This is a genomic window from Nocardia arthritidis NBRC 100137, assembly GCF_001612765.1.
GTDB classification, from domain to species: domain Bacteria; phylum Actinomycetota; class Actinomycetes; order Mycobacteriales; family Mycobacteriaceae; genus Nocardia; species Nocardia arthritidis.
In genome coordinates, this window is sequence record NZ_BDBB01000008.1 from 64497 (window position 1) to 88639 (window position 24143).

Annotated in this window: 24 protein-coding genes and 2 pseudogenes; 11 read left to right on the forward strand and 15 right to left on the reverse strand. The window is 65.6% G+C overall.

Going from position 1 to position 24143, the window contains the following annotated elements:
- Positions 1-72 precede the first annotated feature (72 nt).
- Positions 73-3390, forward strand: coding sequence for a protein kinase domain-containing protein (locus NA8_RS08040; protein WP_063049740.1), 3318 nt, complete (start codon positions 73-75; stop codon positions 3388-3390).
- 41 nt (positions 3391-3431) lie between these two features.
- Here the strand turns inward: NA8_RS08040 and NA8_RS08045 are convergent, their stop codons facing one another.
- The 7 genes from NA8_RS08045 to NA8_RS35885 are packed head-to-tail and all read right to left on the reverse strand — an operon-like array spanning position 3432 to position 8354.
- Positions 3432-4058 carry a TetR/AcrR family transcriptional regulator gene (locus NA8_RS08045; RefSeq protein ID WP_063049741.1) on the reverse strand — a complete coding sequence of 209 codons (627 nt, stop codon included), beginning with the start codon at positions 4056-4058 and terminating at the stop codon, positions 3432-3434.
- A gap of 15 nt (positions 4059-4073) precedes the next feature.
- A complete protein-coding gene (locus tag NA8_RS08050; RefSeq protein ID WP_063049742.1) occupies positions 4074-5075 on the reverse strand; it encodes an NADP-dependent oxidoreductase in 1002 nt (333 codons plus the stop codon).
- A 28-nt stretch (positions 5076-5103) separates the two neighbouring features.
- Positions 5104-5556, reverse strand: coding sequence for a MaoC family dehydratase (locus tag NA8_RS08055; protein WP_063049743.1), 453 nt, complete (start codon positions 5554-5556; stop codon positions 5104-5106).
- Between the two features lie 14 nt (positions 5557-5570).
- On the reverse strand, positions 5571-6332 hold the full coding sequence (gene fabG / locus NA8_RS08060) for a 3-oxoacyl-ACP reductase FabG (protein ID WP_063049744.1): 762 nt from the start codon (positions 6330-6332) through the stop codon (positions 5571-5573).
- 40 nt (positions 6333-6372) lie between these two features.
- Entirely contained in the window at positions 6373-7356 is a 984-nt protein-coding gene (locus NA8_RS08065; RefSeq protein WP_063049870.1) for an NADPH:quinone oxidoreductase family protein, read from the reverse strand.
- 10 nt (positions 7357-7366) lie between these two features.
- Positions 7367-8122, reverse strand: a complete 756-nt coding sequence (locus NA8_RS08070; RefSeq protein WP_157106576.1) for an SDR family oxidoreductase — start codon at positions 8120-8122, stop codon at positions 7367-7369.
- A gap of 22 nt (positions 8123-8144) precedes the next feature.
- Positions 8145-8354: an acetyl-CoA C-acetyltransferase gene (locus NA8_RS35885; protein WP_063049746.1), complete on the reverse strand. Its 210-nt coding sequence runs from the start codon at positions 8352-8354 to the stop codon at positions 8145-8147.
- Positions 8355-8902: 548 nt separating this feature from the next.
- On the opposite strand from NA8_RS35885, the gene NA8_RS08080 reads away from it, so the two are divergent.
- Positions 8903-11680, forward strand: a complete 2778-nt coding sequence (locus NA8_RS08080; protein WP_063049747.1) for an AAA domain-containing protein — start codon at positions 8903-8905, stop codon at positions 11678-11680.
- Between the two features lie 243 nt (positions 11681-11923).
- Here NA8_RS08080 and NA8_RS32525 read toward each other — a convergent pair whose 3' ends face one another.
- Positions 11924-12550, reverse strand: a complete 627-nt coding sequence (locus NA8_RS32525) for an RDD family protein (RefSeq protein ID WP_084466608.1) — start codon at positions 12548-12550, stop codon at positions 11924-11926.
- A 140-nt stretch (positions 12551-12690) separates the two neighbouring features.
- Between NA8_RS32525 and NA8_RS08090 the strand changes: the two genes are divergently transcribed.
- Complete coding sequence (locus tag NA8_RS08090; RefSeq protein WP_157106577.1) at positions 12691-13470, forward strand: hypothetical protein; 780 nt, start codon at positions 12691-12693, stop codon at positions 13468-13470.
- Here the strand turns inward: NA8_RS08090 and NA8_RS08095 are convergent.
- Positions 13467-13772 (reverse strand): transposase, encoded by a 306-nt coding sequence (locus NA8_RS08095; RefSeq protein ID WP_084466609.1) that lies wholly within the window; start codon positions 13770-13772, stop codon positions 13467-13469. The genes NA8_RS08090 and NA8_RS08095 overlap by 4 nt on opposite strands.
- Positions 13773-13788: 16 nt before the next feature.
- On the opposite strand from NA8_RS08095, the gene NA8_RS08100 reads away from it, so the two are divergent.
- Together NA8_RS08100 and NA8_RS33550 are read left to right on the forward strand one after the other, a co-directional pair.
- On the forward strand, positions 13789-14286 hold the full coding sequence (locus NA8_RS08100; RefSeq protein WP_157106578.1) for a hypothetical protein: 498 nt from the start codon (positions 13789-13791) through the stop codon (positions 14284-14286).
- Positions 14287-14344: 58 nt separating this feature from the next.
- A pseudogene (locus NA8_RS33550) lies at positions 14345-15245 on the forward strand (IS5 family transposase).
- Positions 15246-15450: 205 nt separating this feature from the next.
- Here the strand turns inward: NA8_RS33550 and NA8_RS34905 are convergent.
- The gene (locus NA8_RS34905) at positions 15451-16032 is read right to left on the reverse strand and encodes a hypothetical protein (RefSeq protein WP_245663713.1); all 582 of its coding nucleotides are present in this window, start codon (positions 16030-16032) and stop codon (positions 15451-15453) included.
- A 144-nt stretch (positions 16033-16176) separates the two neighbouring features.
- Between NA8_RS34905 and NA8_RS34910 the strand changes: the two are divergent.
- From NA8_RS34910 to NA8_RS35490, 4 genes and pseudogenes are all read left to right on the forward strand, one after another.
- Positions 16177-16315, forward strand: a pseudogene (locus tag NA8_RS34910) (polymorphic toxin type 37 domain-containing protein); the annotation flags it as partial.
- Positions 16312-16620, forward strand: a complete 309-nt coding sequence (locus tag NA8_RS08125) for a hypothetical protein (protein WP_063049756.1) — start codon at positions 16312-16314, stop codon at positions 16618-16620. The pseudogene NA8_RS34910 and the gene NA8_RS08125, both read left to right, overlap by 4 nt.
- A 43-nt stretch (positions 16621-16663) precedes the next feature.
- Positions 16664-16975, forward strand: coding sequence for a hypothetical protein (locus NA8_RS08130; RefSeq protein WP_063049757.1), 312 nt, complete (start codon positions 16664-16666; stop codon positions 16973-16975).
- 65 nt (positions 16976-17040) lie between these two features.
- Positions 17041-17175, forward strand: coding sequence for a hypothetical protein (locus tag NA8_RS35490; protein ID WP_281198978.1), 135 nt, complete (start codon positions 17041-17043; stop codon positions 17173-17175).
- A gap of 145 nt (positions 17176-17320) precedes the next feature.
- Here the strand turns inward: NA8_RS35490 and galE are convergent, their stop codons facing one another.
- The 5 genes from galE to NA8_RS33560 form a co-directional block, all read right to left on the reverse strand.
- Positions 17321-18301: a UDP-glucose 4-epimerase GalE gene (galE, locus tag NA8_RS08140; protein WP_063049759.1), complete on the reverse strand. Its 981-nt coding sequence runs from the start codon at positions 18299-18301 to the stop codon at positions 17321-17323.
- Positions 18298-19326: a nucleotidyltransferase family protein gene (locus tag NA8_RS08145; RefSeq protein ID WP_063049760.1), complete on the reverse strand. Its 1029-nt coding sequence runs from the start codon at positions 19324-19326 to the stop codon at positions 18298-18300. The genes galE and NA8_RS08145 overlap by 4 nt, the downstream gene beginning before the upstream one ends.
- A gap of 1 nt (position 19327) precedes the next feature.
- Entirely contained in the window at positions 19328-20656 is a 1329-nt protein-coding gene (locus NA8_RS08150; RefSeq protein WP_063049761.1) for a phosphomethylpyrimidine synthase ThiC, read from the reverse strand.
- 17 nt (positions 20657-20673) lie between these two features.
- The gene (locus tag NA8_RS08155) at positions 20674-21072 is read right to left on the reverse strand and encodes a hypothetical protein (protein WP_063049762.1); all 399 of its coding nucleotides are present in this window, start codon (positions 21070-21072) and stop codon (positions 20674-20676) included.
- 151 nt (positions 21073-21223) lie between these two features.
- Positions 21224-21373 (reverse strand): hypothetical protein, encoded by a 150-nt coding sequence (locus tag NA8_RS33560; protein ID WP_157106579.1) that lies wholly within the window; start codon positions 21371-21373, stop codon positions 21224-21226.
- A 340-nt stretch (positions 21374-21713) separates the two neighbouring features.
- Between NA8_RS33560 and NA8_RS08160 the strand changes: the two genes are divergently transcribed.
- Together NA8_RS08160 and NA8_RS08165 are read left to right on the forward strand one after the other, a co-directional pair.
- Complete coding sequence (locus NA8_RS08160) at positions 21714-23174, forward strand: NsdA family TPR-like regulatory protein (RefSeq protein WP_084466613.1); 1461 nt, start codon at positions 21714-21716, stop codon at positions 23172-23174.
- Positions 23171-24067: a phosphotransferase gene (locus tag NA8_RS08165; RefSeq protein WP_063049763.1), complete on the forward strand. Its 897-nt coding sequence runs from the start codon at positions 23171-23173 to the stop codon at positions 24065-24067. Before NA8_RS08160 ends, NA8_RS08165 begins: the two co-directional genes overlap by 4 nt.
- Positions 24068-24143 lie beyond the last annotated feature (76 nt).

A 24143-nucleotide genomic window follows, 5' to 3' on the forward strand; every position in this document is an offset into this window, starting at 1 on the left:
GCTGGGCAGTGGTGAAAGGTGCGCGCATGTTGCCTGCTGTCGCAGACATGCTGGTGGGGTCACGCCCGAGCGATGACCGATGACGATCCGCTGCGGACACGCCGTGAGGTGACAATGCCTCTCACGGCGGAGCTGGCTGCGGCTGGTTTCGAGAACGCGGTGGAGATCGGTCGCGGGGGCTTCGGTGTGGTGTATCGCTGCCGACAGGTTGCTCTGGACCGGACGGTGGCTGTCAAGGTGCTGTCCGCGGAATTGGACGCCGACAACCAGGCCCGGTTCGCGCGGGAGCAGCGCGCGATGGGCAGGTTGACGGCGCATCCGAACATCGTCACCGTGCTGGAGACCGGTGCGATCGGTAGCGGGCAGCCCTATCTGGTGATGCCGTATCACCCGCTGAACTCGCTGGATGCGTGGATACGACAGCACGGCCCGCTTCCTTTGGAGAGGGTGTTGTCGATCGGAGTGAAGATCGCCGGTGCACTGGCCACCGCGCATCGCCTCGATATCGTGCATCGGGACGTGAAACCGGGAAACATCCTGCTCACCGAGTACGGAGAGCCGGCGTTGACCGATTTCGGTATCGCGCATATCGCCGGCGGATTCCAGACGGCTGCGGGCATTGTGACCGGGTCGCCGGCGTTCACCGCGCCGGAAGTGCTGGAAGGCGTCGATCCGACCCCGGCCGCGGATGTCTACGGACTCGGCGCCACGCTGTTCTGCGCGCTGACCGGGCATGCCGCGTTCGAGCGGCACAGCGGGGAGAACGTGGTGGCACAGTTTGTCCGGATGTCCACCCAGCCGGTGCCGGACCTACGGGAGAAAGGTATCCCCGAGGACGTGTCGGCGCTGGTGGAAGCCGCGATGAGCCGAGACCGCCGCGAGCGGCCCTCGGCCGCGGCGCTGGGTGAGGCCATCCGGCAGGTGCAGCATGGCCACGGGTTCTCGGCTGGTGAGATGGCGTTGCTGGGCGAATCGGAGCCCGAGCATCCCGACGGGATGCTCGGGCGTCGGGGCGAGAAGCCACCGTCGCGGGCGTGGCGTACGCCGACGGCGGCCGCGCGGGACCATAGCGGCGAGCTGCCGCTCGAGTTGACCAGTTTCGTCGGCCGGCGTGCCGAAGTTTCGCAACTGAAGAAATTGCTGTCGGCCTCCCGGCTGGTCACGCTGACCGGCACCGGAGGTGTCGGCAAAACACGACTGGCGCTGCGCGCGGCGACGCAGTTGCGCCGCGATTTCGCCGACGGGGTGCGCCTGGTCGAGCTGGCCGAGGTGTCGGATCCAGCCCTGCTGGTCGATGTGGTCGCAGCCGCCCTCGGCGTACGGAACCAGTCGGCTAGGCCGCTGCTCGAGGTTCTGATCGACTTCCTGAGCTCGCGCGAAACGCTGGTCGTGGTGGACAACTGCGAGCACATGGTGGAGGCCGTAGCCGGGCTGACGGAGACGTTGCTGCGGACTTGTCCGGATCTGCGGGTCCTGGCCACCAGCCGGGAACCGCTGAACATCGCCGGAGAGACGGTGGTGCGGGTGGCGCCGCTGCTGGTGCCGGACCCGGGACGGGAGCCGACCCTGGCAGGGTTACCGCGCTTCGACGCGGTGACGTTGTTCGCCGACCGCGCCGCGGCCGCGGTGCCGGACTTCGAGCTCGACGAGGACAACAAGGCCGCCGTCGCCGGAATCTGCGCCCAGGTGGACGGGTTGCCGCTGGCGATCGAGCTGGCCGCGGCCCGGATGCGCACCATGTCGCCGGAGCAGATCCTGGCCCGGCTCACCGACCGGTACGCGCTGCTCACCCGCGGCAGCCGCACCGCCCCCGTGCGGCAGCAAACGCTGCGGTGGTGTATCGCCTGGAGCTACGAGTTGTGCACCCGCGCCGAACAGCAGCTGTGGGCGCGGCTGTCGGTGTTCGCCGGCAGTTTCGAACTCGACGCCGCCGAAGAAGTCTGCGGTACCGACATGATGGCACTGGACGCCGCTGCGCAAAGTCCGCTGGATGTGCTGTCGGCCCTCGTGGACAAATCGATCCTGATCCGGGAGCAATCGCATTCCGTCGTGCGCATCCGTATGCTCGAGACCTTGCGCGACTACGGCCGGGAAAAACTGCAGGAATCCGGCGAAGAGACCGAGCTTCGCCGTAGGCACCGCGACTGGTACCAACGGATGGTGCTGAACGCCGAAGCCGAGTGGATCAGCCCCCGGCAGCCCGATTGGATCGCCCGGCTCGAACGTGAACAACCCAACCTGCGCGAAGCGCTCGAATCCTGCCTGACCGACAACAGCCGGGCAGCGGCTGAAGCAGGGTTGCGCATCGCCTCGGCGCTGCACGAGTTCTGGAGCTTCCGCGGCCTGTACGGGGAAGGCCGATTCTGGATCGACCGCGTCCTCGCCCACCCCGGCGCGCAATCGATACCCGACCGCATCGGTGCCCTGCGCGCGGCCTGCGAGGTCGCCGCGCCACAGGGGGATTTCCAGGCTGCCGCCGCTTTCCTGGCGGAGGGACGAGCACTCGCGCTACAGGCCCCCGCCCCCGCCATCGAGGGACAGCTTGCCTACGCTACCGGCATCGTCGCACTCGCCAGGGGCGAAGCGGCCGAGGCATCCTCGTCCCTCGAACGGGCGGTGGAGCTGCTCAGCACTCACCGAACGGGAGAACTTTACGTCAGTGCGCTGGCCATCCTCGCATGGTCATACGAACTGCGCGGCGACATGACCCTGGCGGCCGAGCATTACCGCCGAGTGCTTTCCATCACCGAAACCCAAGGCGAATTGCTCTATCGTTCGACTGCGTTGCGCGGCTTGGGTGTCGCCGCACGCCAGCAGGGCGAGCGAGACCGTGCCCAACGGCTGCTGGAGGAGGCGTTGCGAATCAATCGGCGGGCGAATAGTCCGGTGCTCACCGCGTTCGGTATCGAGGCGCTGGCCTGGACTGTCGCCGACCGGGGCCACGCCGAACGCGCCGCTGTGCTGCTGGGAGCCGCCCAGGGAAACTGGCTGGCGGGCGGCAGCGTGCGCGCCGTCTTGCTGAGCATGTCGCGCTTTCACAAGGAGTGCGAGCGAACGACGCGAGGCGCTCTCGGTGCTCGCAGATTCGACGCCGCCTTTCGGCAAGGCCAGGCGATGGGAGCCGACGCTGCCCTCGCCTACGCGCTCGGGGAGCAGCCCACTGACGCGGCGCTCGCGTCGGGCCCGTCCGCGCGACTGACCAAGCGGGAGCGGCAGGTCGCCGACCTCGTCGCCCAGGGGCTCAGCAACAAGCAGATCGCCAACAAGTTGGTGGTCTCGCAACGTACCGTCCAGGGCCACGTCGAACACATCCTGACCAAACTCGGCTTCACCTCACGCACTCAGATCGCGGCCTGGTTCGTAGAGCAAGCCCGGCAAGCGAGTTCTTGACCTCGATCCGACCGGCGTAGCTCCCCGAACGCACCGGATCTTCACGATCGAGCGGACTCGGGGTGACTCGGCCGCCGACCGCCGACGATTCGTAGCGCGAGGTCCGCGTAATAGTCGCCGATGTCCTCCGGCGACCAGGAACCGCCCTCGTGATACCAGCGCGCGATATCTATTCCCAACGAGAGCAGAGCGGTCGCGGCCATATGGGTATTCGAGTTCTCGAATACCCCGGCGGCCGCCCCTCGCTCGATCAGGCTCCGGACCTCTCCTTCGATCGCACGCCGGGTCTCCTTGATCTCCTGTTGATGTTCTGGGCTGAGAGCGGCGAGTTCATAGTTGATGATCCGGGCGACGGTATGCGCGCGTGCGTGATGGATCGTGAACTCCCTCATCACGGCGATCAGTTGTTCGGCGGGGTCTTGTGCCGAAGCGATGGCGGTGCGGACGCGCTCGAGGGTGTCCAGGTGACCGGCGCGCGAGATCTGGTAGAGCAACTCTTCCTTGGAGCGGTGGTAGACGTAGATCGCCCCCGTGCTCACTCCGGCGATCGATGTGATGTCGCGGGTCGTCGAGCCGTGGAAGCCGCGTTCGGCGAAGGCGACCACCGCCGCGTCGAGCAGCCGCGCTCGGGTCTGGTCCGCGCGCGAGCGGTCCTCTGTATCGGTCACCTGGACAGTATGGCTCTACACAGCGAGCACAAGTTTGCCGGTGTTGGCACCTGTGAACAGCATGTTCAAGGTTTCGCCGAAGCGCGCTACCCCGCCGTCCACGACGTGCTCCCTGCTCTTGATCCTGCCCTCGGCCAGCCACCCGGAGATCTCCGCGACCGCCTCACCGTAACGATCCGCGTAGTCGAAAACGACGAAGCCCGTCATGGACGCCCGGTTGACGAGCAGTGACATATACCGCGAAGGTCCAGGAGGGAGCTTCTCCGCGTTGTACGCCGAGATCGCACCACAGATGACGATGCGGGCGCCACGCCGGAGATTGGCAAGCGCGGCATCGAGGATGTCACCGCCGACATTGTCGAAATAGACGTCGATCCCCTCCGGAGCGATCTCCCGCAGCCGCAGCAGGACGTTCTCACTCCGATAGTCGATGGCCGCATCGAAGCCGAGTTCGTCGGTCAGCATCCGGCACTTCTTCGCGCCGCCCGCGATCCCGATCACCTTCGCGCCTTTGATCTTCGCGATTTGACCGGCGATGCTGCCGACGGCACCTGCGGCCGCGGAGACCACCACCGTGTCGCCGGCTCGCAGTTCGCCGACCTCGAGCAAGCCGAAATAGGCTGTCATTCCCGGCATTCCGAGCGTGCCCAACCAGGTCGGACCGCCCGCCGCAGTCAAATCGACCTTCTGCACTCCGCGGCCGTCGTGGATCGCGTATTCGGTCACGCCGAAAGTTCCGCTGACGGCGTCGCCGACGGCGAAGTCCGGATGCGTCGACTCCACAACGGTCGCGATATCCAGCGAGCGCATGACCTCTCCGACGCCGACCGGCGGGACATATGATCGCACGTCGTTGAGCCAGCCGCGCATGGCCGGATCGAGGGAGATGAAATTCACCTCGACCAGGATCTGGCCCGGGGACAGTGCGGGCAGTTCCTCGGTCGTCAGGTTCCAGGTGCCCGCGTCGGGCAGCCCCGACGGCCGTTTCGCGAGCCGCACCTGCTGGGTTGTCGTCACGTGTTCTTCTCCTCCTCCTGATCGGTCGTCACGGCACCAGCACCGCGACCGTCTCGGCTACACACGCGGGCTTGTCCGAGCCCTCGAGTTCCACGGTCACTCGGATCACCGCCTGCGATCCGATCGTGCCCGGCACGAGCGAGACCAGCTCGACACCGGCTCGCACCCGGGATCCGGCCGGGACCGGAGTCGGGAATCGCACCTTGTCGGTGCCGTAGTTGACGCCCATCGATAGGCCCCGCACCGCGTACACCTGTCCGGCCAGCATCGGCACCATCGAGAGGGTGAGAAACCCGTGTGCGACCGTGGTGCCGAACGGTCCGGCGGCGGCCTTCGCGGGATCCACATGGATCCATTGATGATCCCCGGTAGCTTCGGCGAAGCGATCGATTCGTTCCTGGGTCACCGCGTGCCAATCGCTGTAGCCGAGGTGGGTTCCGACTGCGGACGCCAGCTCGGACAAGCCCTGAAATACCCGCACAGGTCTCCCTCCGATCAGTTCCGCGGGCCGCCGGCCACGTAGATCACCTGGCCGGACACGAATCCGGCGCCCTCGCTCACCAGGAACGACACGGTGTGCGCGACGTCGGCGGGAGTGCCGGTACGGGCGACCGGAATCTGGGCGGCCATCGCCGTCTTGAACTCCTCGAAGGGAATGTTCATCCGGGCGGCGGTGGACGCGGTCATCTCCGTCTCGATGAAACCCGGGGCGACCGCGTTCGCGGTGACGCCGAACTTGCCGAGTTCGAGTGCGAGCGTCTTGGTGAATCCCTGCAAGCCGGCCTTGGCGGCCGCGTAGTTGGCCTGGCCACGGTTGCCGAGTGCCGACGTGCTCGACAGGTTCACGATGCGACCCCACCTCTGCTCGATCATGTGCGCCTGCACCGCCCGGGCCAGCAGGAACGACCCGCGCAGGTGCACATTCAGGACGGCATCCCAGTCGTCGACACTCATCTTGAACAGCAGATTGTCGCGCAGGATCCCGGCGTTGTTGACCAGCACCGCCGGTGCGCCGAGTTCGGCGGCCACGCGATCGACCGCCCGGGTGACCGCGGCCTCGTCGGAAACGTCGACACCGACCGCGAGCGCGCGGCCATCGGCGGACTCGATCTCGTCGACGACCGTCTTGCAGGCGGCCTCGTCCAGGTCGAGCACGGCTACCGCCATACCGTCAGCGGCCAGCCGCCGGGCCACGGCGGCGCCGATTCCGCGAGCGGCGCCGGTGACGACCGCGATCCGCTGTGTCGGATCGGTCATGAATACTCCTCGATTGTGATTGCGGTGGAAACTGCTGGGCTCAGGGCGTGTAGACCACACGGCCGACGGTCTCGCCGTCCGCGAGTCGCTGCACGGCGTCGGCGACGTCCTCCAGGCGCAGCCGGGCACTGACCAGGGGGCGGATCGCACCATCGGCGGCGAGTGCGGTCAGCGCGCGGTGGCATTCGGCGACGGCGGCCGGATCCTGGGTGTTGTACAAACCCCAGTGCAAACCGAGAATCGAATAGTTCTTGATCAGTGCGTGATTCAATGCGGCTGTTTGTATCTCGCCGCCGGCGAACCCGACGATCACGATGCGGCCCTCGAAGGCGACGCATTTCGTGGACCGCTGGTACACTTCGCCGCCGACCGGGTCGTAGATCACGTCGGCACCACGACCGCCGGTGACGTCCTTGACGATGTCGACGAAGTCCCGCTGGTGACGATCGATGACCACGTCGGCACCCAAATCCCTGGCGTAGGCCGCCTTTTCGGAACCGCCGACGACCCCGATCACGCGGGCGCCCGCGGCCTTGCCGAGCTGGATCGCGGCGCTGCCCACGCCACCAGCCGCGGCATGCACCAGGAGGGTCTCGCCCTCCGACAATCCGGCGCGCCGATGTAACCCGAACCAGCCGGTCTGGTAGCCGATGAACAGCGCGGCCGCCTCCGCGTCATCCAGCGACGGCGGCGCGGGGAACGTCTGGGCGGCCTCCAGCACGGCGAATTCCGCGAAACCACCGTGGGGCAGCGCCGCGCCCCCGAGCACCCGTTCGCCCACAGCGATTCCGGCCACGTCGGCGCCGAGCGCCACCACTTCGCCACACAATTCGACGCCGGGCGTGAACGGCAACGGCGGCCGGACCTGATAGCGCCCGCGGCACATCAGCACATCGGGAAAGTTCGCCGCGGCACCGGAGACCCGCACGACAACCTGGCTCGGCCCGGGCTCCGGAACTTCCACGTCATCGAGCCGCAGCACCGCGCTCGGTTCGCCCAGCTCGTGGACGCGCCATGCCTTCATCCGCACCATCTCAGACCCCACCCGTCAGCGTGACGCCGCCGTCCACGACCAGCAACTGCCCCGTCAGCCAGCTCGCGTCCTCGGAGAGCAGAAACGCCACCACACTGCCGATGTCCTCGGGCACGCCGAGCCGCTTCAGCGGGTAGGCCGCGGCGACCTCGTCCTCCCGGCCGTCGTAGAGAGCGGTGGCGAATTTCGTCTTCACCACCGCCGGGGCGACGGCGTTGACGCGCAGTTTCGGGCCGAGTTCGACCGCCAGTTCCTGGGTGATGTGCGTGAGCATCGCCTTGCTCGAACCGTAGAAGCCGATGCCCGGCGCGGGCTTGACACCGGCGACCGACGACACGTTCACGATCGCGCCCCCGAAGTCCTTCATCCAGGCCCGGTACGTCTGCTGCACCCACGACAGCGCGGCCAGACAGTTGACTTCGACGATCTTGCGGGCCACCTCCAACGGCAGATCGACCATCGGCCCGAACGCCGGGTTGATGCCGGTGTTGTTGACGAGGAGATCGGCGCTTCCGAATGTGTCGATCGCGCGCGCGACGGTCTCCGCCTGGTGCTCGACGTCATCGGCGCGGCCCGCGACGGCCAGCGCGCGGCCGGGGCCGCCCAGTGCTTCCACCGCTTCATCGAGGGCGTCCTGTTTGCGGGCGGTGATCACGACTCTCGCCCCTTCGTCCACCAAGCGCTGCGCGATGCCGAGCCCGATGCCCCGGCTCGCACCGGTGACTATCGCTGTCTTGCCTTCGAATCTGTTCATCAATGAGTCCTTTGCGGATCGGCGGTTACGACAAGCCCTCGAGCGCCTTCGCCATGCCCTGACCGCCGCCGACGCGCATCGTCTCCGAACCGATCTGCTTGTCGTGGATCTGCTTCGCCAGCGCGGCCCGGACGATCCGCGCCCCCGAGTCGCCGGGCCGGAGATCCCGCGACGAAGCCTTGCTCTCGCGACCGATCGGTGACCGGGCGACAGAGGCGATGACGGCTTCGGGCATGAGTGCGAACCTTCCGGGCGAGTTACTGAGCGCTTGTTAACCTCTCGACACCATGCTGGACGGGCCGGCGGTGGTCAATATGTCACGGCCGATTGGGACTGTGACACGGGGCACATTCCCGGCCATGCCTCTCGCCGAACAGTTCTTGGGCAGTCAGCCCCGCCCGTGCCGGCGGCATCGGTTCACAGCGGATTGTCCGATCGCCTGGCCTGTCTGTGCGGCTGTGGACTCATCCCCGCGGTCGTATCCGGGCACGACTTCGCACGCCCCAATCGGGGCACCCCACTCGGCTGCCTCGGACTGTGTGAGCTGTGCAGGCTGCCGCGTGGAGTGGTGAGCTTCGCTGACGAATGCGCCGGGTCTATCGTGCGTCGACCGCCCGAGCCACCGCTGGAGATCTGTTCTGATCCACGAATAGTGCTTGTGGGCAACATATTTCAATCGAAGCAAGTAACCTGTGCGCTGCGTGGACGTCGAGCTGCCGGTGGTGGCCGGAACGGCGTGGAAATCGAGCACCGCACCCTGCGGTGCGGACACTAGGGGGGTCGATGCTCGATCCGCGGGTTGTCGCGGTCGTCATCCGTCGCAATGAGGACTGGGTCCCGGAGGACAAAACCCTGGAGATCACCGAACTGGAACCGGGATCGGATCGGGTCCGCGTGCGGTTCGGCAGGTCTAAGGACTACCCGTTCCGGTGGGAGCGAGTCACGATTCTCGACCGGCCCGCGCCGGTGTCGCTGGGGCGGCACGCGCAGTTGTTCATCGACGGATTCCCAGAGGACGTGACCGAGGCTTACCTGTTCACCGGACCGCCGGAAGCCGGATCGTGGTGGCATGTGCGCAGTAAGGACGAATGGAGCACTTACAGCACGAATCGTGTGGAGGTGCTGCCGAATGCCGCCTTCACCCCGCGCTCGCGGGATGTGCTGACGTACTGGCGGAGGGTGGCGGAGAGAATGAAAGGAGATTCCGGCGTTTTGCTCCGAAATCACCAGAGCCTGAGCTTCATTCACCCCGAAAGCGCGTTGACCCGGATTCTCGAGCAGGCGCCGAACGAGCCCCGAGCGGACGACGAGATGCCGCTGGCGGTGTACCCGTTCCGCACCAACATCAGCCAGAGTGACGCGGTGCGGAACGCGTTGCGATATCCGATCTCGGTGATCGACGGCCCGCCCGGCACCGGGAAGACGCAGACGATCCTCAACATCATCGCCTCGGTCATCTGCCGGCCCGGCGCGACCGTGGGGGTGGTGTCGTTCAGCAACTCCGCCGTCGACAACGTCTTCGAGAAGCTGACCAAGGAAGGCTTCGGTATGGTGGCAGCCAACTTGGGGCGCGCCGAGAAGCGGCAGGAGTTCTTCGACAGCCAAGGGCCACGCAACGCGGCGGTCGATGCGATGCTGCGCACCGGCGCGACACCCGCCGCAAACGCCGCCGACGAGCTCGACAAGGTGAACCGGCGGCTGGCCGCGCTGCTGGAACAGGATCTTCTGCGCGCTCAGCTGCGCCACGAACTGCACGCGTACCGGCTGGAACAACAGCATTTCCAATCGTTCTTCGACCGCCGCGAGGTACCGGACGCCGAGGACCTGCCGCTGCTGCGCCGCTACAGCGCGGGCAAACTGCTCGATTTCATCGCCGACACCGATCCGCGCTGGATCCGCGACAGCGGCTGGGGACGAATGGTGGACACTTTGAACCGCTACTTCAAGTACCGGGCGCTGCGCCACGTCGACGCGGGTGACATCGACGTCGTGCTGCGAATTCAGCGTCTGTATTACGAGAAGAAGATCGCCGAACTCGAACGGCGGGCCGAGCAGCTGACCAAATCACTGGAGCGCAAGAATTTCGGCACGCTATCGGCCGAGCAGGCGCGGCTGTCCCAGCAGCTGCTCCGCGACGCGCTGCGCACGCGGTACGGCTCGCTGTCCCGGATGATCTACACCCCACGGTATCGGCAGCAATTCGGGCAGTTCACCCACGACTACCCGCTGATCCTGAGCACCTGCCATTCGCTCCAGAACAGCATCGGACGCTCGGCCCTGCTGGACTACCTGATCATCGACGAAGCCTCACAGGTGGACCTGGTGACAGTGAGCCCCGCACTGGCATGCGCACGGAACCTCATCGTGGTCGGTGACCTGGCACAGCTGCCGCCGGTCACGCAAAAGCTCGCCGATCCTCCTCCAGCACCCGATCCGGTCTTCGACTACCGGCGCAGCATCCTGTCCTCGATCATCGAACGGTACAGCGATCAGTTGCCTCGGGTGATGCTGCGGGAACACTATCGGTGCGATCCGGACATCATCGAGTTCTGCAACCGAAAGTTCTACGGCGGCCGGCTGATTCCGTATACGCGCGGCACACCGGGCGTTGCCCCGATGACAGTGGTGCGAACTGCCCCCGGCAACCACATGCGCCGGATCTACGGCGACGACGACCCGAAGTCGAAGGGACGGAGCAATCAGCGCGAGATCGATGTGATCCTGCACGAGGTCCTGCCGTGGATATCCGCCGATATCCCGCCGCACGAGGTCGGAGTCACCACTCCGTATCGCCGTCAGGCCGACAAGGCGGCCGATGCCCTGATCGAGGCCATCGAGTCCGACACCGTGCACCGATTCCAAGGGAGGGAGAAGGACGCGGTCGTCATGACCACGGTGCTGGACGACACCCCCAGCAGCCGGGCAGCTCTGCGGTTCGCCGACGATCCCCAATTGATCAATGTGGCCGTATCCCGGGCGATGCGCTTGTTCGTCCTGGTCACCCATCCTTCCGAACTGCCGGAGAGTCGGCACCTGCGCGATCTGATCGGCTACATCCGGTATCGGGACCCGGACAACGCGGTCGTCGACAGCGATGTGGTGTCGATCTTCGACCTGCTGTACACCGACTACACGCAGCGGCGACGCGCGCACCCGCATATCCGGTGGGGGAGTACCGACGTGCCTTCGAAGGACATCGCCCTCACGATGCTGGAGGAGGTGCTCGCCGAACCCCGCTACGGCCACCTCGCGACACACCCGCAGGTCTACCTGCAAAACGTGTTCCCACGCAGTCTGGACCGGCTCGACGAGCGGCAGCGCGAGTTCGTCCGGCACCGAGCGTCATTCGACTTCGTCATCTACAACCGGATCACCAACGAGAACGTCGGCGCCATCGAAGTGGACGGTTTCAGCACCCATGAAGCGAACCCGGAGCAGCTCGTCCGCGACGCGTTGAAGGACGAGATCTGCCGGCGCTATGGCTTCGAGCTGCTGCGCCTGCCGACCACCGGGAGCGGCGAAGCCGCGCGGGTTCGCAGGTTCCTCGACCGGCTACCTTGAGACGCGGACGCAGCCGGCGCGCGGTCACGGCCGACAGTCGAATCACACACGCCGCCATAACAGCGGTGGACCTGTGTTTCGGCGCCAGCGGCGATTCGCGCGACATCGGAGCTGACGATCGCCGCCCTGTCGCACGTTGACAGCGGTCTGGGTCAGTGGGGACAGGGTTTCGTTGAGCCGAGCAAACACACTGCGGTCCAGTTGCTTTGGGATCGAAGACACCGTCGAGAGTGTGCGGGCAGGTCAACCGAGAAGCTGCAAGGCTGCTCCGATCGTGGCCAGGACACCGTGAAACCACTGCTCGATCAGTTGCCACAGGCTCGGGTAGGTACCGTCGGCCTGCCTCAGTCGCAGCCCGAACACCGCCTTGCCCGCGGTAGTTCGGAACAGCCGCTGCAGCAGCGTGCGGTGGACGAACGAGGCGGCGATACCGGCTGCCACGCCGGTCACGATCGGCGAGACGGCAGCGTCCGGGTATCGCCCCATCACGTACCAGACCACCGCGCCCACAGCGATGTGCAGCAGCATGTCGAGCAGGAACGCGGCAGCGAGCACGGGGAAGCCGACCCGCGTCGACTCACGACCGGGTGGCCGTCGGCCCGCCATCAACCTTGCGGTATCGGCGCCAGCCGTACCAGAATGCTTCGAGGAGCTCCGAACTGGCGGGGAGTCCTCGAGCGGCAATCTGCGGCGAACCGTCATCTTTTCAGTCAAGGTTTCCGGAGGCGTATAAAGGCCCCGGATGGCGCTGATCATGTCGGCGGCGGTGACGCCGCCTCCGGCGACGGCGATACTGCCGCCGAAACTGAAAATGGCTCCGACGATCGCGCCGGTGACCAGGAGTCCAACGGCCCACGCGAAGCTGTTCATCGTCGACTTTATGCTCTCGCCGATCTAGACGGCGGCGACCGGTGCTGCGACCCGGGGTTCTCGCGGCCGGGTCACTAGGTCATGTCTCCCAATCGAGTCCGCTCGAGCGGCCACGGAATTGACGGCCTGCATTAGTGTGCTTGACGAACACGAAGGCGCTGTTAGGGGTACCGATGGATTCAAAACGTACCGACCGCAAGTTCGTTGAGCCCAATCGCTTCGACCCGGACACGCCGAAGCGACGGACCTCCCAGCAGTTCCATCAGTGGCTGCCGGCGCGTATCCAGACCCCGGTCGGCCGCGAACGCGTACTGACGCTGCGGACAGCGACAGCGACAGTGGCGCTCGTGCTAGCAGCGGCGGTCGCGCTGGCAGGGTCGATAGCAGCTATTGCCTACGCTGTCCCCTTGATCTCCGAATTCAGCGATGGGTGCAAGAAGCTGTCGAATAGGGACGTCATCCGTGTGTTGGGCGCAGGAGCGAAGGTTGACGGATTCAATTACAGGCCCCAGCCTTCCCTCGCTCCGGACCCGGGCACGGACAGGAACGTGCTGGCGGGAGGGGACATCTGCGCTCGGTATGTCAGCGGATGGAAGGACGGCGACCGCCGGGGCAACAGCATGGTGTACGCGAGGACACAGACCGGAAGCGATGCGACAGCTGTATTCCGACGGGAGCGGGAAAATGCCCTCAACCGCGACCCCCAGGACGCGCAAACGCTGAGAACCTTCTTCCTGAGCGACACCCGGCTCGGCGACGAAGCGTTCTGCACTGTCACCAAGGACGCCGACGACCCCGCTCACGGCGTGCTGGTGCGTTTCGGCGACAAGGTGGTATACGTCGATGTCCCCACTCTCGGCAACCTGACCGATGGGGAAAACTGCGATCGGGCCCGACGGCTTGCCAACGAACTCCGCTAGGTCGTGTCTCCCAATAGCTTCAGCCATGCAACTGCCAGTGCCATGACGAACCAGGCGCCGTAGGTCGAGGCGAGTTTGTCGTAGCGGGTGGCCACACCACGCCGATGCTTGACCTTGTTGAATGCGCGTTCCACGACGTTGCGGCCCCGGTAAGCAACCGGATCGAAGCTCGGTGGCCGCCCGACGCGGCCGCGTCGCTTACGGTTGGCAATCTGATCGGCCCGTTCGGGGATGACAAACGCCGATCCTCCTGTGCGCAACAAGGTCCGGTTGCTCGCCGAGGAATACAGAGGGGAAATCATGCGTCCAGTCGCAAAATTGGCAACGACCGCCGCAGCCGCCGTAGTAGCCTGCGCTCCGGCATTCGTCTTCGCGGGCACCGCGTCGGCCGAGGCCGCCAACCTCACGGTGCTCAACACCACGGCGACCGAAGCGGGCGTGTGCTATGGGACGATCCGGGGGAACGTGGACCAGGACTCCTCCTCGGCCCTCCATCTCACCAGCGCCTTCGAAGGCATCGGCGTCTGTGCGACGACCGCCTATGTCTCCTGGCACAACATCGACACCGGGGCGCGCGGGAACACCACGATCAAACTCGTCGGTTCCTGGTACAATTCCGCCACCATCCCCTCGGGCCCCGGCCACGTCGAATTGTCCGTCACCACCAAGGAGCTCTACCACTCACCCGATTCGGTCCAGGTGCAGTACGTCATCCCGGGACAGACCACCGGCAAGCGCCGATGGCGCGTCCTGCCCGCCGTCCGGATGCAACCCGCCCCGATGACCGGCACAGGTCGGCCCGTCGCTCGCCGCTAGGTTCTGTCTCCCAATGAGGTGAATCGATCGGCCCCGTGGTCGGGGTCGATCGTGCATCATGTCGTGCGTGGCGACCGCGATCGGTGATCGATACCAGGTTCTGACCGACAAGCAGTGGGAACTGCTGGAGTTGCTGCTACCGAAGTCCGAGGGCCACGTGGGCCGTAACTTCGCCAACAATCGCCTGGTGGTGGAGGGGATGCTGTATCGGCTGCGCACCAGTCTGCCGTGGCGGGATCTGCCGGAACATTTCGGGCCGTGGCAGACGGTGTGGAAACGCCACCGCCGCTATGCCGCCGACGGCACCTGGGACCGGGTGCTGACCGCTCTGGTCGCCCTGGCCGACACCACCGGTGACCTGGACTGGGTTGTCTCGGTCGACTCGACGATCGTGCGGGCACATCAGCACGCCGCCGGCGCGGCCGCCGACTCGGTGACCGGGCTATGAACCGGCCGACCATGCCATCGGGCGCTCCCGTGGTGGGTTGACCACCAAGATCCATCTCGCCGCCGACGGCGCCGGTCGCGGCTTGGCCGTGCTGCTCACGCCCGGTCAAACCAACGACTCGCCGCTGCTGGGGCCGCTGCTGGACGCGGTGGTGGTGCCGAGACTGGCCGGTGGGGCGCCGCGGCGCAATCCGGAGGTGGTGATCGCCGACCGCGCCTACTCGGCGGCGTCGAACCGATCCTTGTTGCGCCGCAGACGTATCCGGACCGTGATTCCCGAACGTCGGGACCAGGTCGCCAACCGCAAACGCAAGGGCCGCGCAGGTGGGCGGGCACCGAGCTTCGATGCCGAGATCTACAAACGCCGCAATGTCATCGAACGTGCCTTCAACAGGGCCAAGCACTGGCGGGCGGTGGCCACTCGCTACGACAAGCTCGCGATCACCTACCGAGCCGGATTCGTCCTGGCCCTCATCGTCGAATGGCTCAAATCATTGGGAGACACGACCTAGGGCACGCCCCCCGGCGGTGTGTTCAGCGGCGGGGCGGGTAGCACCCGGCGCAGGGGATGTCGGCGTTACCCACTTCTCGACTTATGGCCTCGGGTCCCGCCGAGTCCAGCAACCAGGCTGTCCGAAGCTCCAGGGCGAACGGCCTTCGGGCAGCCGTCTGCCGAGCTGCTCGGCTTCTTTCGGACCAAACCCTCGGGAGTAACGTTCACCCCTCGGCTGTGACGGTCCATATCGCCAGCTCGGCTTCGCGAGACGGCGTTCCGTTCCATGGATGGTTCCGAAAACCAGTGTCCCTGAGGTACTCCATGTACTTCGCTCCGGCATACCCCCAATTGGTGATATCCAGCTCGGCCGTCCTCTGTCCGAGTTCGCTTTCCTTCCACACATGTGCGATGTCGGTGGCGATCGGGCGGAGATCATCCGGCGTTGCCGCCGTGGGTACATCGAGGGTGATGAGGAATCTTATTTCATCCAGTCGGTCGGGATATCCCACCACGTCCACAGAATTGAGACACGCTCCCCCCGGCAGGTGCGTCGCTGCCAGGGCGGTCTTCAATTCCTTGGTCACCATGGGATCGGCAGACAGGGCGGGGCAGCTTGCTGGTTTGGCTGTCGTCGAGGTCGTCGTCGAAGTCGTCGCCCCGCTCGGCTCCGCCGCCGAATCCACCGAGTTCCCCCAACTGCAACCCGTCAGCATTGCGACACCGGCGACGACGGCCAGCAGGCCCGATCCGGTACGAACCATCGACCCCACCATGTTCCCTCCGCTCAGGTTCGACTCGGCCATGGACAGCACGTCACCCCTCGACGCATCTCTCGCGAGAGCAATCGCTCCCGATATGACCGAGGTTTTCATACTATCTGTCGCAACCTGAGGTGCCCTGCGCCGGAGTCGCTCGCTACGCGGCGACCGGGTGCGAGGTACCCCATCGGCTGGGAAGATGCCGACGGAAAGGTGTGGGGTGCCGGCCGGGCAGAGTGGTGTCGCCCATGGTGGACCGCACTGGGACGTGCGGGGTAAGGACGGCAAGAAATACGAGAACGTTTATCCAGGAGGCAAACGGCGATGAGTGAGACCGAGATCGTGCTGAAGGCAAGCGGTGTCGAATACGGGTCACCGTACGACGAAGCGGCCTTTTTCGAGTGGCTCGACAAGATTCCTGCCGTGCGGTCGTACGAAGGTGAGTTGCGAACCCTCTACATCAAAGTCGACGCCACGGCCGATGATGAATCCGTATACGAACTCGTATCCCTATTCGATCGGTACCGAGTCGATATGTCACAGTTGCGTGTGTTCGATACGGAGCGGATCGGCGAGTGGTTCCGAAAGCCCGAGGGCTACTGGTACGAATCCGTCTTCGGCACGTCGAGCTAATTGTGGCTCAACTTACTGCCGCTCTGATCCGAGGAGGAAGCTGATGGGTGACGGGCCGACGGAGGTACTGGAAGCGACCGACGTCTGGTACTACTCGCGTGGTGACGAGGCGGCATTCTTCGAATGGCTCGACAGGATCCCCTCGGTCCGTTCGTACGGCGGGCGACTCAGCACATTGGAGATCGTCGTCGAGACCCCAGTAGACGACGACTCTCTGCGAGAACTCCTAGCCCTATTCTGCCGGTACCGCATCGACTTGGCCCAACTTCGCCAGCTCGACAACAGCCGAATCGGCTCCTGGTTCCGGGACCCTCAAAAGTATTGGCACGGAAATATTTTCGGAACCTCCGCCTGAGAGCTTCGCTCATGTCGCCGCTTCCAGAAGAGTTGACTACCGAAGATCTTCCGGAGGGCCGGAAGGTGCTGGAGATCAGTTGTATTTTCCGTCCTGCGGTGGACGGGGATGCGAATCGGTTCGTCGACGCGACGATCGACGCCGCGCTCGAGGAGGGTGCGCTGTCGCGTCAGCTTCTGCGCAGCACCCCGCAAGGCTGAGCCGGCGTCGGCGATGCAGACGACACTCGCGCTGAAAGTGCTCACTGAACCGTCGGGTTGAGAGCTGCTTCCTCCATATCGCCGCGCGTGGCGCGGCGTGCGGCACCGGTACGGCTGGGTTCCCCAGCGCGCCACCGCGTTCGAGCTAATGCATCGAATGCCGACTATGGAACTCCCACGCATCATGCACGATGTCTTTTATGTCCGGCTTTCGTGGTGTCCAGCCGAGTTCTTTTTGTGCGAGTTCGGAGGAGGCGTAGAGGGTTGCTGGATCTCCTGGTCGTCGTGGTGCGGTCTCGACTTCGAAGGGTATTCCGGTGATGTCTCGGATCGTTCGGATGACTTGGTGGTTGGAGTAGCCGATGCCGTTGCCGAGGTTGTAGATCTTGTGTTCGCCGGGGTGGATGTGGTTGAGGGCGAGGAGGTGGGCGTGGGCGAGGTCGGTGATGTGGATGTAGTCGCGGATGCAGGTGCCGTCGGGGGTGGGGTAGTCGTCGCCGTAGAGGGTGAGTTTGTCGTGGTGGCCGAGGGCGGTGTCGAGGGCGAGGGGGATGAGGTGGGTTTCGGGGTTGTGGCGTTCGCCGATCATGGTGCCGTCGACGCAGTCGTGTGCGCCTGCCACGTTGAAGTAGCGCAGGGAGATCGCGCCGAGCGTGGAGGCGCGGGTGTAGGTGGTGATGGCTTTGTCGATGGCGAGTTTGGTGTCTCCGTAGGTGTTGACCGGGTTGGTGGGTGAGGTTTCGAGCAGGGGCAGTTGGGTGGGTTCGCCGTAGACGGCGGCGGTGGAGGAGAAGACGAGTCGGCTGACGTGGGCGGTGTGCATGGCGTCGAGCAGGGCGAGGGAGGCGCGGGTGTTGTTGTCCCAGTGCCATTCGGGGTGGTGCATGGATTCGCCTGCGGCGATGAGGCCGGCGAAGTGCAGGACGGCGTCGTAGCCAGCGGTGGGGGTGAGGATTTGGGCGATGTCGTGGACGCGGAGTTTGATGAATTCGGCGTCGTGGGGGATTTGGCGGTCGTCGTTGCGGGAGAGATCGTCGATGACGGTGACCTGATGTCCGGCGTCGAGGAGCAGTCGTGTGACGGTGGCTCCAACGAATCCTGCACCCCCGGTGACCAGTATTTTCATCTGACCTGCACTTTCATGGCGAGTAGGTGGTCGTGGATGGTTTGTTTGTGCGCGCGGAAGTGGTGTTCGGGGCTTTGGCGGTGTGTGCTTCCGGTCCAGCCGGTGATGCGTTCCCAGGCGCGCTGCTTCACCGTAGTCAATGCGGTCGGGTCGGGTGTGGTGTGCCATGCGTCGGCCATGGCGCGTGCGAGGGCGTTGACGGTTTGGTGGTGGCGGGCGACGATTCGGCCGCTGCTGGTGACGGTGTAGCGGGTGTAGTTGACCGCGTCGGGGAGTGGTTGTCCGAACTCGGTGTCGAACCGGGTGAAGGCGTGGTGGAGGTAGGTCCAGAATCGTCCGGGATCCATGGGCGGCTGGGTGGGGTCGGCGCGCCAGCGCAGCTCGGTGCGCATCTGTTCGGCGAGGTGCGGCGCCATGTGACCGAAGTCGTGGTGGGCGTAGGCGCCGTCGAGCATGGCGGTGGCTCGCAGGATCTTTACGCACAGTCGGTTGATGAGCAGGTGGAAGTGTGTGGAGGCCGTTCCGGCGGACCATTGGTCGTGGAGGCCGAGCCAGAAGTAGGCCTGCGTGTAGTAGAGCAGTATTTCGTAGGCGTCGCGGACATCGATTGTGACGGGGTGGTGTTGAGGTAGGCCGCGGTCGGTGACGGGCAGGCCGAGATTTTTGAAGTCGTGCCCGAGGGAGGTTTGGATGGCGCGGTAGTCGCTGAGCGGCAAGGTCATCAAATCCACTGTGGTGAAGTGTTTCTCGGCAAGGGACACGAGTTCGTGGATCTGAGCTGAGGGATGGTCTCCGTAGTGGACGTAGAGGAGGTCGACGTCGCTGATCAGCAGCGGCTTGCCGTCGTGGCGGATGAAGGTGGGTTCGCCGCGGGCGAGGGAGCCGCCGACGATCAGCCAGTCGTCGGCGGGTACGCAGTTCCCGAGCGTGCGGAGGTCTTCGGCGATATCGAGGGCTTCGCGGGCGACGGCGGTGGCGTGGGGGAGTCGGGAGGTGATGCGTTCGGCCAAGGTGGTGGTGTCCACTTCATGCCTCCGGTTCGCTGGAAGGCGTGGGCATGGGCAGCAGAACGGGTCCGGGCTGGTGGGCGGGGACGGGTGTTTCCTCCTGGGCCTTTTTCGCGGTGAGGTGTGGGCACAGTAGGCCGCAGATGGTGCAGGGCGCGCCTTTGCGCAGGCCGTGGGTGATGAACGCGTTGCCTGCCAGGCCGGGGTAGAGGGCGTGGCCTTGCTGGATGTCCCAGTCGTTGGCGCGGCGGGCGACACTGATCGCGCGCTGTCGTGCGATTTCGGGTTCCCAGCCGCGTACGAGGTCGAGCGCTGTGATGGCGACACAGACCATGCGGATGGAGGTGGCGGTGTCGGGCGCGGTGGGCATGGCGTAGTGCTCGTTGTGGGTGATGGAGGCGAACATGTCGCCGCCGCACTGGCCGGCCGCCGCGACACCGAGGGCGTTGACGGTGTCGTCGAGGGTGACGCCGTTGTCGATGACCATCGGTCCGGCCAGCCACAGCGGCGCACCGCCGAGCGCTTCTTTGTAGGCGGGGATCAGTTCGGGAATCCGGTGCAGCGGCATGTGCCCGCCGCTTTCGCACAACACCTGTACTCCGGCGTTCAACGCGTCTTTGCGGAGTTCGGCCAGCAGGTGGATCTCGTGCCATTTCAGGTCGTCGCCCGCATCGGCGGTGGCACCGGGGCGGAAGATGTCGCCGAGGTCGAGGACCACTTCGTGGCGGCGGCAGATGTCGAGGATTCCGTCGAAGTACTCGATCAAGGGGTTGTCGCAGTGGTGGAGGCGCATGTAGCGGGCCAGCAACCCGCCGCCTCGTGAGGTCGTGGGCATGATTCGGTCGGATTTTTCGCTCATCTGCGCGAGGGCGGGGTTGATGCCTGCGTGGATGAGGACGAAGTCGACGCCAGCGGCCAGCCCGAGCTCGAATCGGTCCAGGAATTCGTTGCGGCTCAGCTTCTTCCGCGGGTTAGCGAACAGATCGTATGTCAGGCATGCGCCGAGCGGCACGCCCATGACCTCCTTCAGATCCGCGCGCAGCGCCACCCCTTCGGGGTTGGTGGTCAGGTCCATGACAGCGTCGGGACCGGCGGCGAGGATCACTGCCATGCTTTCCACGATGGCTTGCCTGTCGCGGTCACGCGGCCCCAGCCCGACGAGAGCGGCGACTTTGCGGCGGGTGTCCTCACCGACGAGCAGCGGTTTGAAGGCCGTCATGTGCCGACTCGCGTGCGACCGCAGGAATACAAGGGTGCCGCTTTCGACCCGGCGGGCGGCGGTGTGAGGGGCGAGGTCTTCGGCCTGACAGGTGGCGATGAACTGGGGATCCGTTGCGAGAGCGAACATTCGTTCTGTCCTTTCGATCAGGGATGTATCGGAGTGGTGGGCCCGGCAGGCCGCGGCGCGGGCGGTTGGCCGTCGACGACTTCGGTGATCAGGTCAGCCCAGTCGGCAGCCAGGGCGCTGACGTGGATCCATGCCTCATGCACGGCGGGTTCGGAGGCGTGCTCGGCGGCCGCCAGCGTCAGTTCGGCATCGACGTACGCGGCGGCCAGGGCATCCACGGCTGGCCCTATGCGTTCGGTGCCGCGTCGTGGCTGAATGTGGGTGCCGACCCAGTTGTCGATCAGCGTGACCACATCGCCTCGGCGTCGGTCGACTCCGGTCGCGCGTTCAGGGATGACGCGGCGGGTGCGGTGCAGATGCGCCAGCGCCTGCGCCCACCGCGTGATCAGATGGTCGCCCGGGTTGTGGCCCGTCATGCCGCGGAATGCCGCGCCGAGTTGGTGCCAGTCCGGAATCCGAGGCAGCCGGCAATCCGGCCCGGAGAGCGAGACATCCTGTAGCACAGTCGTTGTCGCTGAAGTTGAACGAGTGAGCATGGGTATGTGGTGTTCGGTGGGCATGCTCGGGCTACACCTCGGTTCCGAACGAGTAGGCCATCGCCGCGAGGTAGGGCAGACATCCGCCGCCGTGGGCGGCATGAGCGTGGAGAATGAAGCGGGCGCGGTCCAGATCCAAATCGGTGGGCTCGGCCGCGCAGTCGCGATACTGCACGGCCACAGATCCCGTGTGTTCTGCGAAATTCTCACGACAGCTCCCTGACAGTCGGTGGGTGGGTGGGCACGCCGATGCCGGGCCCGGTCGCAGCCCGAATCCGGCTCCGCCCGACTGCTGATCACTCGCGAAGGGTGGAAGAGAGTCGACCGCATACCCCGGCATCGGGTGCTGGTCCCAGATTCGCGGTCGCGGCTTGCCATCCCAACGCCCGACGGGACTAGCCCCACTGGGGCTTGCGCATCGTCGACAACTGGCTGGGATAGGCGAAAGGGTCATTTGTGCACGTAGAAGCTATCCACCGCATACTGTGAGACAAATCGCGGTCAACCGACTGAGGTGAGATATGAATACTGGGGGACGTATCTGCCGCACATGCCGCACGGCGCTGCCCACACAACACGCTGGAAACCTCTGCGCCGACTGCGCCTGCGCTGCCGGGTTCAAGCATGCGCTCACCGCCGACTTCTTCGATGATCCCGTGATCCGCGCGGCGCTGGCAGACCACGACTTCAGCGTCGTGTTCAACTTGATTCGCGAAGCAACCGGCCTCTCGCAACTTCAGCTGGCCGCGTTGCTCGACCTCACACAGTCCAGAGTGTCAGCCGTCGAACGCGGGGAACGCCGCCTGATCAGCGCCAAGCTGGTCGCCAGAATCGCCGATACCTTCGCGATCCCCGCTTCGCTGCTCGGGTTCGGCTCCGGGACTGGGAGTAATCTGGCCCGCGAGGAGGTGACGTGGGTGGAACGTAGAGACTTCATCACCCTGGCAACCGCAGCCGCACTCGGTTCCCATCTTCACCCGCAACTCGACCGGCTGGGCAGCATCCTCCCTGACCGGCTCGAGCCAGTCACCCGACCACACATCGGCTCCGCCGACATCGACGCGATCGAAGCCATCACCGAAGGATTCCGGCGATGGGACCTTGCGCACGGCGGCGGACTCTGCCGGACCGCGGCACTCACCCAACTGCACCAAGTCCGCGCCCTGGAAGGCGCCGCATGCACCACGGACGTTCGAACACGTCTGTGGATCGCCACCGCCGACCTGGCGAGCATGGCCGGCTGGCTGGCCTACGACATCGAAGAACACGACTCGGCCCGCAAACTGTGGACATACGCCCTGCAAACCGCGCACCGCGGCCAAGACCATCCGCGCAGCACCGACCTGACGGTCAGCATTCTGCTCGACATGGCCCACCAGTCCCTGCACTTGAAACGACCTGATGAAGCACTGAAATTTGTACAGCTCGCTTCATCGACCGCCGCCAACAGGCGCCATCCGGTCAGCACCATCACCGCCGGGTACATCGCCACGGTGATGGGCTGGTGCTGGGCCTCCGTGAACGACTCCGAAGCCACCCAGCGCGCCCTCGGGCTATCCGAAGACCGCTACGCCGCTGCCGAACCCGATACAACTCCCTCCTGGGCGTGGTTCGTGACGCCCGCGGAAATCGCCGCTCAACACGGCCATGCGATGTATTTGCTGTCGCTTTCCGATCCCAAGTTCGCGCCATCGGCGGTCGAGCGTCTGTCCACCGCGATCGCTGGACACGCCAGCGAACATGCGCGCAGCCGCGCCGTCGCCTTGCCCACCCTTGCCGGCGCTTGTCTGCAAGCGGGTGATTTCGAATCGGCCAACCGATACGGGCGTGAGGCGATCACGGCGATCACCGAGGTGTCTTCACCTCGCTGCTACGTCCGCCTCCGCGACCTGGACGGTATTGCCACCCGGCACGACGGCGACCCGATCGTCGCTGAATTGCGCAGCGATCTGAGGACAGTCCTCGCCGCTGCGGCCTCATGACCACCGAGAGTCAGCTTCCCGGTCGCGCAGCCGTGCGCGCCGCGTGTCAGGAGTTCGGCGTCGACGACCGCGACGCGCAACTGCTGCATCATCGGTCGAACGCAGTGTGGTCGCTGCCGCACGCTGATCTCGTCGTGCGCCTGGCACCCGACACCTCATACCGGCGCGAGCGCGCTCACACCGCCGTCGCCGTCACACAGTGGCTGACAGCCGAAGCCCCACCCGTCGCGCTCACTCCGGCGTCCGGAACCCAGCCAGTTATCGCCAACGGCGCGATCGCTACGTTCTGGCCCTACCGACCCTCGCCAGATCCGCCGGGCCCGGCCGACCTCGGCACACTCGTACGGCGGCTGCACTCGGTAACGCATCCGCCGCTCCCCGTGCCTCGATACCAGCCGCTGCGGCGGCTGTTCGAAGCCCTAGCCCTCGAGGACGAGCGGACGACACCTGCACTCACTGACTCTGACCGGGCGTGGCTGCGCGACCGCGCCGAGGCACTGGTCAGCCAGTTCACCCAGACCGAATTCCCGCTCGGGGAAGGCCTGGTGCATGTCGACGTCCACAGCGAGAACGCCGTCTGCGATCACGGGCAGTGGGTGCTGATCGACTGGGACCAATGCAGCATCGGCCCACGCGAACTCGACCTGGTGAACGGATTGCCCGACCACTTTCATCAACCACAACACGAGCGAGCATGCTTCGCAGCGGCCTACGGCTATGACCTTCTCGACTGGCCCGGATGGACCTTGCTGCGCGACATCACCGAACTGCACTCCCTCGGCGCCTACATCCGGCTCGCACCGAGCAAGCCTGCGGCGGCTGAAGAATTGCGACATCGCGTCCGATCCCTACGAGCGGGTGACAGAGCCGTGGTGTGGCACGCGGTCTCTTGATCGCGCACGTCCGTCCTCGATCTCGCCACGTCAGAGTTCCAGATCGGTATCGACCTACGGACCGAAAAGTCGGGGA

What these genes read in the sequence shown, in the direction of transcription:
- NA8_RS08155 (WP_063049762.1), bottom strand. Translation starts at nt 21,072, where the DNA reads ATGACGGGCCACAACCCGGGCGACCATCTGATCACGCGGTGGGCGCAG.
- fabG (WP_063049744.1), bottom strand. Translation starts at nt 6,332, where the DNA reads ATGACCGATCCGACACAGCGGATCGCGGTCGTCACCGGCGCCGCTCGC.
- NA8_RS08080 (WP_063049747.1), top strand. Translation starts at nt 8,903, where the DNA reads ATGCTCGATCCGCGGGTTGTCGCGGTCGTCATCCGTCGCAATGAGGAC.
- galE (WP_063049759.1), bottom strand. Translation starts at nt 18,301, where the DNA reads ATGAAAATACTGGTCACCGGGGGTGCAGGATTCGTTGGAGCCACCGTC.
- NA8_RS35885 (WP_063049746.1), bottom strand. Translation starts at nt 8,354, where the DNA reads ATGCCCGAAGCCGTCATCGCCTCTGTCGCCCGGTCACCGATCGGTCGC.
- NA8_RS32525 (WP_084466608.1), bottom strand. Translation starts at nt 12,550, where the DNA reads ATGAACAGCTTCGCGTGGGCCGTTGGACTCCTGGTCACCGGCGCGATC.
- NA8_RS08165 (WP_063049763.1), top strand. Translation starts at nt 23,171, where the DNA reads ATGACCACCGAGAGTCAGCTTCCCGGTCGCGCAGCCGTGCGCGCCGCG.
- NA8_RS08150 (WP_063049761.1), bottom strand. Translation starts at nt 20,656, where the DNA reads ATGTTCGCTCTCGCAACGGATCCCCAGTTCATCGCCACCTGTCAGGCC.
- NA8_RS08130 (WP_063049757.1), top strand. Translation starts at nt 16,664, where the DNA reads ATGGGTGACGGGCCGACGGAGGTACTGGAAGCGACCGACGTCTGGTAC.
- NA8_RS08040 (WP_063049740.1), top strand. Translation starts at nt 73, where the DNA reads ATGACCGATGACGATCCGCTGCGGACACGCCGTGAGGTGACAATGCCT.
- NA8_RS08065 (WP_063049870.1), bottom strand. Translation starts at nt 7,356, where the DNA reads ATGAAGGCATGGCGCGTCCACGAGCTGGGCGAACCGAGCGCGGTGCTG.
- NA8_RS08125 (WP_063049756.1), top strand. Translation starts at nt 16,312, where the DNA reads ATGAGTGAGACCGAGATCGTGCTGAAGGCAAGCGGTGTCGAATACGGG.
- NA8_RS08160 (WP_084466613.1), top strand. Translation starts at nt 21,714, where the DNA reads ATGAATACTGGGGGACGTATCTGCCGCACATGCCGCACGGCGCTGCCC.
- NA8_RS34905 (WP_245663713.1), bottom strand. Translation starts at nt 16,032, where the DNA reads ATGGCCGAGTCGAACCTGAGCGGAGGGAACATGGTGGGGTCGATGGTT.
- NA8_RS08095 (WP_084466609.1), bottom strand. Translation starts at nt 13,772, where the DNA reads ATGATTTCCCCTCTGTATTCCTCGGCGAGCAACCGGACCTTGTTGCGC.